General features: G+C 29.1%; 14 protein-coding genes. 3 read left to right on the forward strand and 11 right to left on the reverse strand.

Annotated features, from left to right (window positions below; genetic code table 11):
• Window positions 1-39 precede the first annotated feature (39 nt).
• Genes BN3265_RS06560 through BN3265_RS06570 form a run of 3 tightly spaced genes read right to left on the reverse strand, consistent with a single transcriptional unit; the run spans window position 40 to window position 2,575 of the window.
• Complete coding sequence (locus tag BN3265_RS06560) at window positions 40-834, reverse strand: metal ABC transporter permease (protein WP_058990737.1); 795 nt, start codon at window positions 832-834, stop codon at window positions 40-42.
• Window positions 827-1,492 (reverse strand): metal ABC transporter ATP-binding protein, encoded by a 666-nt coding sequence (locus BN3265_RS06565; RefSeq protein ID WP_058990738.1) that lies wholly within the window; start codon window positions 1,490-1,492, stop codon window positions 827-829. The genes BN3265_RS06560 and BN3265_RS06565 overlap by 8 nt, the downstream gene beginning before the upstream one ends.
• Entirely contained in the window at window positions 1,493-2,575 is a 1,083-nt protein-coding gene (locus BN3265_RS06570; protein ID WP_058990739.1) for a metal ABC transporter substrate-binding protein, read from the reverse strand.
• Between the two features lie 93 nt (window positions 2,576-2,668).
• Here BN3265_RS06570 and BN3265_RS06575 point away from each other — a divergent pair, with 93 nt between their 5' ends.
• Complete coding sequence (locus BN3265_RS06575; RefSeq protein ID WP_058990740.1) at window positions 2,669-3,091, forward strand: Fur family transcriptional regulator; 423 nt, start codon at window positions 2,669-2,671, stop codon at window positions 3,089-3,091.
• Between the two features lie 73 nt (window positions 3,092-3,164).
• On the opposite strand, the gene BN3265_RS06580 is transcribed toward BN3265_RS06575, so the two are convergent.
• The 8 genes from BN3265_RS06580 to BN3265_RS06615 form a co-directional block, all read right to left on the reverse strand.
• Window positions 3,165-4,436 (reverse strand): dicarboxylate/amino acid:cation symporter, encoded by a 1,272-nt coding sequence (locus BN3265_RS06580; protein WP_058990741.1) that lies wholly within the window; start codon window positions 4,434-4,436, stop codon window positions 3,165-3,167.
• The gene (locus BN3265_RS06585) at window positions 4,426-5,277 is read right to left on the reverse strand and encodes an SDR family oxidoreductase (protein ID WP_058990742.1); all 852 of its coding nucleotides are present in this window, start codon (window positions 5,275-5,277) and stop codon (window positions 4,426-4,428) included. Before BN3265_RS06585 ends, BN3265_RS06580 begins: the two co-directional genes overlap by 11 nt.
• 170 nt (window positions 5,278-5,447) lie before the next feature.
• Entirely contained in the window at window positions 5,448-6,692 is a 1,245-nt protein-coding gene (gene purD, locus BN3265_RS06590) for a phosphoribosylamine--glycine ligase (protein ID WP_058990743.1), read from the reverse strand.
• A gap of 9 nt (window positions 6,693-6,701) precedes the next feature.
• Entirely contained in the window at window positions 6,702-7,319 is a 618-nt protein-coding gene (gene purN, locus BN3265_RS06595; protein WP_058990744.1) for a phosphoribosylglycinamide formyltransferase, read from the reverse strand.
• Complete coding sequence (gene purM, locus BN3265_RS06600; protein ID WP_058990745.1) at window positions 7,291-8,316, reverse strand: phosphoribosylformylglycinamidine cyclo-ligase; 1,026 nt, start codon at window positions 8,314-8,316, stop codon at window positions 7,291-7,293. Before purM ends, purN begins: the two co-directional genes overlap by 29 nt.
• Window position 8,317: 1 nt before the next feature.
• Window positions 8,318-9,601, reverse strand: a complete 1,284-nt coding sequence (locus tag BN3265_RS06605) for an amidophosphoribosyltransferase (RefSeq protein WP_058990746.1) — start codon at window positions 9,599-9,601, stop codon at window positions 8,318-8,320.
• The gene (purE, locus tag BN3265_RS06610; protein WP_058990747.1) at window positions 9,598-10,080 is read right to left on the reverse strand and encodes a 5-(carboxyamino)imidazole ribonucleotide mutase; all 483 of its coding nucleotides are present in this window, start codon (window positions 10,078-10,080) and stop codon (window positions 9,598-9,600) included. The genes BN3265_RS06605 and purE overlap by 4 nt, the downstream gene beginning before the upstream one ends.
• A gap of 12 nt (window positions 10,081-10,092) precedes the next feature.
• Window positions 10,093-10,773, reverse strand: a complete 681-nt coding sequence (locus BN3265_RS06615; protein WP_058990748.1) for a phosphoribosylaminoimidazolesuccinocarboxamide synthase — start codon at window positions 10,771-10,773, stop codon at window positions 10,093-10,095.
• A 309-nt stretch (window positions 10,774-11,082) separates the two neighbouring features.
• Here BN3265_RS06615 and BN3265_RS06620 point away from each other — a divergent pair, with 309 nt between their 5' ends.
• Complete coding sequence (locus BN3265_RS06620) at window positions 11,083-11,676, forward strand: DUF4230 domain-containing protein (RefSeq protein ID WP_058990749.1); 594 nt, start codon at window positions 11,083-11,085, stop codon at window positions 11,674-11,676.
• Between the two features lie 52 nt (window positions 11,677-11,728).
• Window positions 11,729-12,238: a nucleoside 2-deoxyribosyltransferase gene (locus BN3265_RS06625; RefSeq protein WP_058990750.1), complete on the forward strand. Its 510-nt coding sequence runs from the start codon at window positions 11,729-11,731 to the stop codon at window positions 12,236-12,238.
• The last annotated feature ends 105 nt before the right edge of the window (window positions 12,239-12,343 follow it).

Below are 12,343 nucleotides of genomic sequence, written 5' to 3' on the forward strand. Positions count from 1 at the left end.
ATATCATAGAAATTTTCCACAAAAAAAAGACAGGCGAACCTATCTTTTTAAAATTTTTTGAATTATTAGAGAAATTATCATTCCAAAAACTGCAATAACCACTATGGCTCCACCAGGTTTTATACCAAGATAAAAACTTGCACTGATTCCTGCCATCATATAAATTATTGCAATTATAATTGATTTTATAAAAGTTTCCTTGTAAGATTTTGAAATCAAAAGTCCGCTTGCAACTGGCAAAACCATAAGAGACGATATCATCAAAGCTCCTACAGTTTTTGTAGAAATTGCAACAGTGATAGCAGTTAAAAATGTAAAAATATTAGAAATTAATTTTGAATTAATTCCAGAAAGATCTGCCATCAAAGGACTTATTGAATTGTACAAAAGTGGATAATACAAGTAAAGGCTAAAAAATAAAACAAGAATAAAAATCACACTTACAATAATTAAATCTTCTTTTGTAACACTTGTTATTGAACCGAATAAAAATGATTCAAAACTTGTTCCACCAGGTGTAAAATCTGACAAAATTCCTGCAAGTCCAATTCCAAGACTCATAATAATGGCTGTTGCCATATCACCAAAACTTTTAAATTTTTTCCTAATTATTTCTATTGCAAAACTTGCAATAACACAAATTATTATTGAAGTAAAAACTGGATTTATTCCAATAATAAGACCCAGAGCAACTCCAGAAAGGGCTGTGTGGGATAGGGCATCTCCAATCATAGAAGTTCTTCTGTTTACCATAACAATCCCAATCATTGGAATTATTATTGCAAGCATAAGACCAACTAAAAGAGCCCTTTGCATAAATTCATAACTAAGCATCAACTATCCTTCCATTTTTTAACCTTATTTCTCTTTTGGAAAATTCCCTAACAACATCCATTTCATGACTTATCATCAAAATTGAGATTTTGTGTTTATCATTTAAGTGAGCTAGAAGCTTAAGAAAGTCTCTTTTAGATTTTTCATCAACACCAACGGTTGGCTCATCCAAAAGTAAAATTTCTGGATCATTAACCATTGCCCTTGCTATCATAACTTTTTGAGCTTGACCTCCTGAAAGTTGGTTAAAAGGAATATTTAAAAGATCTTCTATATTTAAAATCTCAAAAATATCGTGAACTTTTTTATAACATTTTTTGTTCGGCCTATTAAAAATATTAAATTTTTTGTACAAATTTAAAACAACAAATTCTTCTCCAGTAACAGGAAAAGCTAATTTATTTGCATCATTTACTTGAGGAACATAGCCAATTTTTGTATAATCATCAAAATCCTCTAGATCCACTCCAAATAATTTTATTTGCCCCGATTTTTTCTTCAAATCTTTTAAAATCAATTTTATAAGAGTAGACTTACCAGAGCCATTTTCGCCCTGGATAGTCAAAAAATCTCCCTTGTTTAAATCAAAGCTTACTTTGTTTAATATTTCATCCTTGCCATAAGAAAAGACTAAATCTTTAACTTCTATATCTTTCATCTATTTTAAACTGCTTTCCATTAATTCTAAATTTTCCTTTATCATTTCTTGATAAGTTTTTTCATTTTTTAAATCATCATCACTAGCATATTCTATAGTATTTATAGCTTTTGCGTCAAGAGATAATTCATTTGCTAATGTTTTTACATTTTTATCAGATCCGCCTTTTTCATAAAAAATTGCAGAAATTTTTTCTTTCTTAACAAAATCTATAGCATTTTTCATTGTTTTTGCATCAGCTTCATTTGTTGAAGTAATTGATGTAAGTGGGATTTGCTCTAAACCATAGTCACGAGCAAGGTAAGAAAATGCCTCGTGATCAACTAAGAATTTTTTGTTTTCTTTATTTTTTAATTTTTCTCCATAATTTTTATCAATTTCTTCAAGTTCTTTTTTTATTTTTTCAAAATTTCCCATATAATAATCTTTATTATCCGGATCAATTTCTGAAAGTTTTTCTGCAATATTTTTTGCTTGAACTATACCATTTTTTGGAGATAACCAAACATGTGGATCATACAAACCATGGTGGTGATGGTGATGATGTCCTTCTTCTTCATCTTCATGGTCATGGTGATCAGCATCTTTATGATCATGGTGGTCCTTATCTTCATGCTCTTCTGAACTTTCATGGTCATGGTGGTCACTATCTTCATGGTCATGGTCTTCTTCATCTTCAGTTTTAATTAAATCAATTCCCTTTGATGTATCAACCATTTCAATTTTTGAAGTTTCTTCAACCTTGTCCTTCCAAGATTCAAGATCTGCTCCACTTAAAAACAAAACTTTTGCTTTAGATAAATCTGCCATATCTTTTGCAGATGGTTCAAAATCATGAACTTCTGTATTTAAATTTGTAAAAGATTTCACATTAAATTTATCTCCTGCAATTTGTTTTGTTAAATTATAAATTGGATAAAAAGAAGCATAAATTGTTTCTTTATCACTATCTTCATTACTGTCTACACTTTGACTTGTTTCATTTGAATTATTTGAATTTAGATTAGCTTTATCATTATTTTTTGCACATCCTGTTACAAAAAGTCCTAAAGCTAAAAAAATTGCTAAAATTTTCTTTTTCATTTTTCCTCCTTATTTGCAAATCATTTGCACAAATTATTATATAACTGTTTTATTTTTTGTCAATATGGTAATATAAACAAAAGAGGTGAGATTTTGAAAGTAGAAGATTTATTAAGAGAAAATAATATTAGAGTTACTAAAAATAGAAAAATAATTTTAGATAAAATTATAGAAAATAATGATCCAATTTCTGCCGAAGAAATATTAGAAAAATTTAAAAAAGAAAAAATCAACATGGATCTTTCAACAATTTATAGAAATTTAAATACTTTGGAAGAAGTAAACCTTCTTTTAAAAAATACTAACACAGATGGAATTTCATATTTTCAATTAAATTCAACTGACCACAAACATTTTATAAGCTGTATTTCCTGTGGTAAAAAGTTTATAATTGAAAATTGTCCAATCCATGACTTTGAAAAACAATTAGAAAAAGAAACAGGATTTAAAATAAAAAACCACAGCTTCGAATTTACAGGAATTTGCCCAGAATGCCAAAAAAAATTATATAAATAAAATCATTAGCTAAAAACTTTATTAAAAAATAAAAAGTTGAAAAATTCAAATTAAATTTTTCAACTTTTTTATTTTATGTCCTTTTATTAAATTTTACTTTATCAAATAAACCTACAGAATTTGCAACAACAATAGTTCCTGATGCATCTCCCGTTGTATTTATTGCAGTTCTTGCCATGTCTAGTATTCTATCAATTCCCATAATCATAGCTATTCCTTCTACAGGAAGTCCTACTGATGATAAAACCATAGATAAGGTTACAAGTCCAACTGAAGGGATTCCGGCTGTTCCCACTGATGCAATAGTTGCTGTCAAAATTACAGTCATATAATCATTTAAAGTTAAATCTATTCCATAAGCATTTGAAATAAATACTACAGCAACTCCTTGCATTATCGCTGTTCCATCCATATTTATTGTCGCTCCCAAAGGAATTGTAAATGAAGAAATTTTCTTATCAACTCCAATTTCTTCAAGAGTTTGAATATTTAAAGGAACTGTAGCATTTGATGATGCGGTTGAAAATGCAAAAGTCATTACTGGAAAATATTTTTTCAAAAAAGCAAAGGGATTTATTCTTACAAATATAGTTAAAAGTAACATATAAACTATTAGAAGTTGGCAAGCAAGTCCTAAAATTACTGAAAGCATATATGAAAGCATGGATAAAATTACATCATATCCCAGATTTGAAAATGTCCTTGCAATTAAGAAAAATACTCCTATTGGAGCAAGTTTCATTACAGCCATGGTCATACTCATCATCAAATCATTCATTTCTGTAATTATATTTCCTAAAGTTTCTAACCTATCTTCCATGGATGCAATTAAAAGTCCAACTATAACTGCAAAAATAATTATTTGTAGCATATCCCCTTTTGCCAAAGCCTCGATTGGATTTGTTGGAATCATATTTAATAAGGTGTCTTTCATGGAAGTTTTTTCTCCAGTTTCCATACTAAATTCATTTGATCCCAATTTCATATTCATTCCCTTACCTGGACCAATTACTGACGCCAAAGATAAAGCAATAACTATAGCAAGAGCTGTTGTCAAAAGATAAAATAAAACTATTCTTACTCCAACTTTTCCAAGAGTTTTTGTATCTCCCATATTTCTACAACCATCTGCAATGGAGAAAAATACCAAAGGCACAACTAGCATTTGCATAGCCCTTATAAACATTTGTCCCAATAAATAAAAAACTCCATCAATTATTATTTCATCTTTAATGTGGCTTTGTGGAACAAAATAGTGCATTACAATTCCAAGAACCATACCTAAAATAAGGGCTATGAAAATTTTTGATGTAAGTCCTATTTTTCTTTGAGATTTACTTTTCATACCCATACTCCCTTCTCAGATATTCTTCAAGGGCATCTTCCCATGTGGAAAAAGTATTAATTTTTAATAAATTTAAAAAATAATTATCTATTCCTCTAAATGCTGGTTCAAAATCTATCCTATTAGAATCTCTTTTCTCTTCAATTTTTGCATCAATTTTTGTTATATCCAAAATTTTTTGAGCAAAAGCTCTAAAGGAACAAGTTCCCTCACAAGATGCATGATATGTTCCATAAGCATTTGTATCCATTATTGAAATTAAAAATTTTGAAAGCTCATAAGCTGAGGTTGGAGAACCGTATCTTGATTTTGGAACTGTGACAATTCCTTTTTTTGCTTCTTCTATTATGGACTCAACTAAATTATTTTCTTTTGAATAAAGTCTTGAAACTCTTACTATAAAATATCTGTTTGCAAAATCTTTTACAAATTCTTCTCCCATAAATTTACTTTTTCCATAAACTGTATTAGGCTTTGCCTTGTCAATTTCTTTGTAAGGATGGATTGTTTGTCCATCAAATACATCTGCAGTTGATAGTTGAATTAATTTTGCCCTAACCCTGTTTGATGCAATAGCAATATTTTTTGCACCGAGTGCATTTAATAAATAAGCCTTGTCCGGATCTTTCTCACATTTTAATCTGTTTGTTAGTGCAGAGCAATTTATAATTATTTTTGGTCTGTTTCTGTCTACAAATAAATTTACTTCCTCTTGATTTGTAATATCTACTTCATCTTTGTCAGTTGCAATTATTTCAGCTTCTAAGGGATCCAAATATCTAAAAATAGTAGACCCAAGCCTTCCATGAGCACCTGTAATCCAAATTGTATTAATTCTCATAAATTTTTCCTTTCTATATAAAAAAATAAACTATATGTTCAATTATAGCATATTGCAAATTATTTTTCATTAATATTCGCACAATACTTTAATTTTTACATAAATTTAAAATAAAAAAATGATGTGAAATCCTAATTTCTATTAGAAATTTAGATTTCACATCAAACTCGCTAATTTAATCCAATATCTTTTCTATAATATATATTTTCATATTTTATTTTTTCACAATCTTTATAGCAAATTTTTCTCGCTTCATCCAAAGTTTTTCCTTTTGCATTTATTGTAAGAACCCTGCCTCCATTTGTAAGGATTTTTCCATCAAGTATTTTTGTACCATTATGAAAAACTAAGGAATTTTGAACTTGGTCAAGACCTTCAATTTCCTTTTCTTTTTCATATTTTAAAGGATAGCCTTTTGAAACTAAAATTACAGAAAGTGAAAAGTCATCTGACCATTTTATATGATCTTTTTTTAAAGTTTTATCTAAAGTTTTTTCAATTATTTCTACAAGATCTGATTTTAATCTTGGCATTAGAGTTTCTGTTTCTGGATCTCCAAATCTTACATTAAATTCCAAAACTTTTGGCAAATCTTTTTCAATCATAAAGCCAATAAATAAAATCCCATTGTAAGAAAGTTTTGAATCATTAAATCCATCTTCAATCTGCCTTAAAATTTTTCCTATATTTTCCTCTGTTTTTTTTGAAAACTTGCTTGGAGAATAGGTTCCTACTCCTCCTGTATTTGGTCCCTTGTTCCCTTCATAAATTTGCTTGTGGTCTTTGCAAGTTTCTAATGGAAATAATTTATTATTTGATACCAAACACAAAAGTGAGGCTTCTTCTCCCTTTAAAAATTCTTCAATAACAACAGTTTTTCCCTCATCCCCAAAAATTTTTTTAATAAAAATATCATCTAAAGTTTCAAGGGCTTTTTTCTCATTTTCGCAAATTATAACCCCTTTTCCAAGACAAAGTCCATCTGCCTTTATTACTAAAGGATAGGAAAATTCTTTTAATGAATTTTTTGCTTGGTCAAAATTATCAAAAGATTTATATTTTGCAGTTGGAATTTTATATTTTTCAAGAAAATTTTTGGTGAATTTTTTTGATTTTTCAAATTTTGCACATTCCTTATTTGGTCCAAATATTTTAAGATTATTTTTTTCAAATTCGTCAACAATTCCCATACATAAAGGATCTTCTGGACCTACTATGGTAAGGTCAATTTTTTCTTTTTTTGAAAAATCTACCAAAGCCTTTATATCTGTTGGGTCAATGTCAATGTTTGTACAAAAAGATTTAGTTCCTGCATTTCCTTTTGCCATAAAAATTTTATCAACCTTTTTTGATTGGGAAACTTTCCATGCCAAAGCGTGTTCTCTTCCGCCATTTCCTATAATTAAAACTTTCATCAAAAACTCCTATTTTTTTACGAAAACTTTCTTATTTTTTATGTATAATAAGTCATCACAAAAATCTTTGACCGATTTTGTCAAAATTTCATGTTCTTTTTCCAAAACATTTTTTGAAATATCATCAACTGAATCTTCTTGGTCAATTTTTACAATTTCTTGGTAAATTATTGGGCCTTGGTCTGGGTCTTTTGTTACAAAATGTGTAGTTGCCCCAGTAAATTTAACCCCTTTTTCAAAAACTTTTTCGTGAACTTTTCTACCATAATATCCCATCCCACAAAATGAAGGTATGAGAGAGGGGTGGATATTAATAATTTTTCCTTCAAATTCATTAATAATTTCTTCAGGTAAAATTTTAAGATAGCCTGCAAGAACTACTAAATCAATTTTTTCTTTTATTAAAGTATCAAGCAAAAAATTATTATCTTTGCACACTAAAGTTTTGATTGCTTCTTTTTTCGCTCTTTCTAAGCCAAATGCATTTTCCTTGTTTGAAATAACAATAGAAATATTGCAATTTATTTCTTTATTTTTACAAGAATCGATTATGGCTTGGAGGTTTGTGCCTGAGCCTGAAATTAAAACTGCAATTTTTTTAGAATTTGAGGTCGATTTTTTCATCATTTTCTACTATTTCTCCAAGGTCCAAAAGTTCATCTTCATCAATTGTTTCTTTAACTATATCAATATCTTTTTTATCAACTGCAAAAACAAGTCCTACACCCATATTAAAGGTTTCATACATATCTTTTTTATCAAGCTCTCCCCATTTTTCTAAAAGAGTAAATATTTTAGGAAGAGCAATATTTCTTACATCAATTTTTGCACATAGTCCATCTGGAATCATTCTTGGAATATTTTCATAAAATCCCCCACCAGTAATATGGCTTAGGCCATTTATTTCAATTTTTTCAAGAAGATTTAAAATTTCTTTTACATAAATTTTTGTAGGTTTTAATAATTCTTCTCCAAGACTTGTATCAAGTCCTTCAATTTTTTCATCCAAAGACAATTTTTCTTTTTCTAAAACAATTTTTCTTACAAGAGAATATCCATTTGAATGAATTCCTGAAGATTTTAAGCCAAAAATATGGTCTCCTTTTTTAATTTTTTCTCCTGTAATTATTTTTTCCTTATCAACTATGCCCACACAAAATCCTGCAAGATCATAGTCATTTTCCTTATAAAGGCCCGGCATTTCTGCAGTTTCTCCCCCAATTAGTGAAGAATTTGCTTTTAGGCAGCCGTCAGCAACTCCCTTTACAATTTTTTCCATTTTTTCTGGAACAAGTTTGCCACATGCTATATAATCTAGAAAAAATAAGGGTCTTGCTCCTTGGCATAAAATATCATTTACACACATAGCCACACAATCAATTCCTATTGTATCGTGCTTATCCATCATTTGTGCAAGCATAACCTTGGTTCCAACTCCATCTGTTCCAGAAACCAAAACTGGATTTTTTATATCTAAATTTTCTAGACTAAAAAGTCCAGAAAATCCACCAAGCTTACTTAAAACGTTTTTTGATTGAGTTTTTTCAACTAGATTTTTAATAAGTTCAACTTCTTTTTGCCCATTTTCTACATCAACACCGGCGTCTTTATAATTTATTGGCATTTTACTTCCTTTCTAAAGGGTTATATCCGTCAAAACAATTTTCATAATATGTTTTGTTTCCACAAGCTTTTCTTAATCCTTCTAGGGAAATAAATCCCAAAGAATCAGCTCCAATCATATCTCTTACTTCTTCAACACTTCTATTGTTGCTTATCAAATGATCCTTGTCAGGAATGTCAAAAGTAAGTTCTTCCTCTTTTATAACTTGAGGAGATGCGATTCTAATATGAACTTCCTTAGCTCCAGATTCTCTTAAAATTTCTATAACTCTTTTTATAGTATTTCCTCTTACAATAGAATCATCAACAAGAACCACTCTTTTTCCTTCAATAAGATGTTTAATTGGATTTAACTTTATTTTAATTCCTTTTTTTCTCATTGAATCTGTTGGAAGAATAAAAGTTCTATTTATATATCTATTTCTTACAATTGCTCTTTCGTATTTTATATTTGATGCGCGTGAAAAACCAACAGCAGAAATCAAACCACTATCAGGACTTCCTACAACTATATCTGCATCGACAGGATGTTCCTTATAAAGAATTTCTCCCATTTTTATCCTTGCATCATAAACGCTTACTCCATTTATTGATGAATCAGGCCTTGCTGTGTAGACAAATTCAAATATACAAGGGGAATTTGATACCTCTTTTGCAAAATAAGATTCTTCTCCCTTATCATCAACTATATATATTTCTCCAGCTTTTAATTCATGAGAAAATTCCCCATCGATTGATTCTATAGCACAAGATTCACTTGCAACAATAAAAGAGTCGTCCTTTTTACCTACGCAAAGATTTTTAATTCCATAAGGATCTCTAATTGCAATCATCCTATTTTCGCTAACAAGCAAAATAGAATAAGCTCCCTTTAAATTATTTATAAAATCTATGATTTCATCAATATTATCTGAATTTAATTTATTTACAATCTCTTCAGGGCTTGTTTCATCCAAAAATTTTCCATCAATTGCTATTAAATTTTTACAATTAGAATTTTTTGGATAAAATAACCAAGGCATAGGCAAAAGTGACTTGTCATCTTCTTCAAACCTATATTTTACATGACCAAGACCAACATTTCCTGAAAGAGTTGAAATATTATCAAAGCTAATATTGTTGGCGATTTCTCCCTCGCCTCTAATCTCTGATAATTTTTCGTGAGCAAGAAGAGAAATTCCCATAGCTTCCTGACCCCTATGTTGGATAGCATAGAGGCCAGCATAAAGGTCTGGAAAAATATTTTTATATTTCTTTTTTGAAAATATTCCTACAATTCCACTCATTTATTTGCCTTATATTCGTATTCAGAATTATCTATAGTATCTTTCATATTTTTTCTCATATCCTTTAATTTTTCTCTTAAAGAATCATATTTGATAGCTAAAATTTCTGTAGCCAAAATTGCGGCATTTTCTCCACCGCCTATTGTAACAGTTGCAACAGGAACACCACTTGGCATTTCTACTGTAGAAAGTAAAGCTTCAAGTCCACCAAGATGAGATGATTTTGCAGGAATTCCTATAACAGGTCTTGTTGTTAGTGCTGCAATAACACCAGATAAGTGGGCTGCTTTTCCAGCTATCCCAATATAAACTTCGATTTCTCTTTCGCTTTTTTCTACATATTCTTCTAAACTTTTTAAAGCTCTATGAGCAGATATAACCTTAACTTCATAATCAATTCCAAATTCAATTAATTTTGAAACTACCTTATCAGCAATTGGGCTATCAGATAAAGAACCCATGATTATAGAAACTTTCATATAAACTCCTTATTAAAGTCCTAAATATTTTGACAATTCCATAGGTTCAATATAAGTTCCATCTTTATAAGCTCTCATATTTCCACCAGAAACTTCATCAATCAAAACAACTTCTCCAGTTGAAGCAAGTCTTCCCCATTCAAATTTTATATCATATAAATCAAGACCGTACTCAGCTAAAATATCCTTTACAAGTTTTGCAACTTTTTTATTTTCTCTGATAATTTCTTTGTATTCATCGTGAGATAAAATATTTAATTCAACTAAAGCGTCTTCTGTAATAAGTGGATCTTCACGATCATCATCTTTTAAAGTGATTTCAGAATAAGCATCAAGGTCTTGACCTTCTTTAGCATAAAGTCCATATCTTCTCATAAAAGAACCAACTGCCTTAAATCTTGTAATAACTTCTAAACCTTTTCCAAAAACTGTACATTTTTCAATTTCCATAAGATTTTTATCAAGATCAGCTCCAAGATAATGAGTTTTTACACCAGCTTCATTTATTTTTTCAAAGAAAAATTTAGAAACTTTAAGACACTCCCTGCCAGCACCTTCCTTTTCACCAGCAACTTGATTTCCACCAGTATCAAAAACTCCGTCAGTTCCTGTCATAGTGTCCTTAAATAAACAATAGTATTTCCCATCTTTTTCTACCAAATTTTTTGTCTTACCTTCGTAGATTGTATTCATTTTTTACTCCTTAAAAATTTTTACAAAAAATAAGCCCAGAAGGACAGGCTACGAAACCTATCCTCCTGGGCTTTTGTCCCTCTGGTGTAATACTTGAAAATATCCGTACCGCTCGGTCTTGAATAAACAGATCCCTAGGTACACTTTCGCCCATTTCTATGAGCCATATTCTTCGTTCAAGTTCATAATACCAAGGGAGATTTTAATTGTCAAGAAAGTTTTTTGATAAATAATAATTTTTTTATTTATGACTTGTAATTTATAAAACTTATAATAAGATAATATCAGTTATAAAAGAAAGGAGCCTTAATGTTTAAAAAGAAAAGTCTAATAAAAAATGTTCTAATAATAATTCTTTTAGCAATAAGCATATTATTAGGATTAAATTATTATAAAACAAAAAACGAAAGCAAAATTGACAATAAATTAATAGAAAATAGGATAGAAAGTGTAAAAGAACTTACAAGCTTAAAATATTCCTACACAAATATGGGCCAATTTGAAAATTCAAATAAATTTTATGGCTACGATATTCCTTTTACCCAAAAGAAATTTATAGTTTCCTATGATGGTGTGATTTCTTGTGGAGTAGATCTTGAAAAGATGTATGTAAAAATATCAGGAAAAAATATAAATATAAAACTTCCAAAGTCAAAAATACTATCCCACGAAATTTATGAAGATTCCTTAAAAATTTTCGACCAAAAAACTTCAATTTTTAACCCAATAAAAGTAGAAGACTACAATGAATTTGCAAAAAAACAAAAAAAATCAGTAGAAAAAAAAGCAATTGAGAGAGGAATATTAATAGAAGCTGACAAAAAATGTAAAAAGGCAGTAAAAGATATAGTAAACATAGACAATAATCTTGAAGATTATACAATAAATGTAGAATTTAAATAAGGGCAAGACCCTTATTTTTTTTGTGTTATAATATAATAAAAAAGGTGGTAATATGAAAATTTATTTAGGTTGTGACTTATTTACAGAAGGACAAAGATGGCAAGCAGAAGAAATTCAAAAGGCCATTGAAAAAGAATTTTCTGACATAGAAATTTATAATCCCGCAAAAAATTTACAAATAAACGACAAATCAGCAGGTTTTACAACAAATTACGATATACTTTTGGCAGATTATGAGAGATTGAAAAATTCAGATATATTAGTAGGCTTGATGGACACACAAGATTTAGGCCTTTCAGCAGAAATGGGAATAGCATTTGAAAAAGGCCTTGCAATATTTCAACTCTACACAGACATAAGACTAGAAGGAAGCGACAAAGAAGACAAGTTTCCTCCAATGAAAAAAGATATATTCCAAAATGATTTTATGTATATAAATAAACTTGTAACAGGACTTTCTTACGTTGATAAAAACGGAAATAAATTCAAAAAACCAAGAATTTACAAGAAAAAAGAAGATTTGATAGAAGATTTGATTTTGTATATAAAAGAAAATAAATAAGACTACATAATTGACTATTTTTTTCACAGAAATTTTAAGCTAAGAATTTATATTTTAAATTGAACTTTCTAAAAAAATTATCAATTAATTTTTCCTTTAAAGTAG

The organism is Anaerococcus rubeinfantis, assembly GCF_001487145.1.
In the GTDB taxonomy this organism is placed as follows: Bacteria; Bacillota; Clostridia; order Tissierellales; family Peptoniphilaceae; genus Anaerococcus; species Anaerococcus rubeinfantis.

Coding starts and splice junctions, on each gene's coding strand:
- BN3265_RS06560 (WP_058990737.1), bottom strand. CDS start 834: ATGCTTAGTTATGAATTTATGCAAAGGGCTCTTTTAGTTGGTCTTATG.
- BN3265_RS06565 (WP_058990738.1), bottom strand. CDS start 1,492: ATGAAAGATATAGAAGTTAAAGATTTAGTCTTTTCTTATGGCAAGGAT.
- BN3265_RS06570 (WP_058990739.1), bottom strand. CDS start 2,575: ATGAAAAAGAAAATTTTAGCAATTTTTTTAGCTTTAGGACTTTTTGTA.
- BN3265_RS06580 (WP_058990741.1), bottom strand. CDS start 4,436: ATGAAAAGTAAATCTCAAAGAAAAATAGGACTTACATCAAAAATTTTC.
- BN3265_RS06585 (WP_058990742.1), bottom strand. CDS start 5,277: ATGAGAATTAATACAATTTGGATTACAGGTGCTCATGGAAGGCTTGGG.
- purD (WP_058990743.1), bottom strand. CDS start 6,692: ATGAAAGTTTTAATTATAGGAAATGGCGGAAGAGAACACGCTTTGGCA.
- purN (WP_058990744.1), bottom strand. CDS start 7,319: ATGATGAAAAAATCGACCTCAAATTCTAAAAAAATTGCAGTTTTAATT.
- purM (WP_058990745.1), bottom strand. CDS start 8,316: ATGCCAATAAATTATAAAGACGCCGGTGTTGATGTAGAAAATGGGCAA.
- BN3265_RS06605 (WP_058990746.1), bottom strand. CDS start 9,601: ATGAGTGGAATTGTAGGAATATTTTCAAAAAAGAAATATAAAAATATT.
- purE (WP_058990747.1), bottom strand. CDS start 10,080: ATGAAAGTTTCTATAATCATGGGTTCTTTATCTGATAGCCCAATTGCT.
- BN3265_RS06615 (WP_058990748.1), bottom strand. CDS start 10,773: ATGAATACAATCTACGAAGGTAAGACAAAAAATTTGGTAGAAAAAGAT.
- BN3265_RS06620 (WP_058990749.1), top strand. CDS start 11,083: ATGTTTAAAAAGAAAAGTCTAATAAAAAATGTTCTAATAATAATTCTT.
- BN3265_RS06625 (WP_058990750.1), top strand. CDS start 11,729: ATGAAAATTTATTTAGGTTGTGACTTATTTACAGAAGGACAAAGATGG.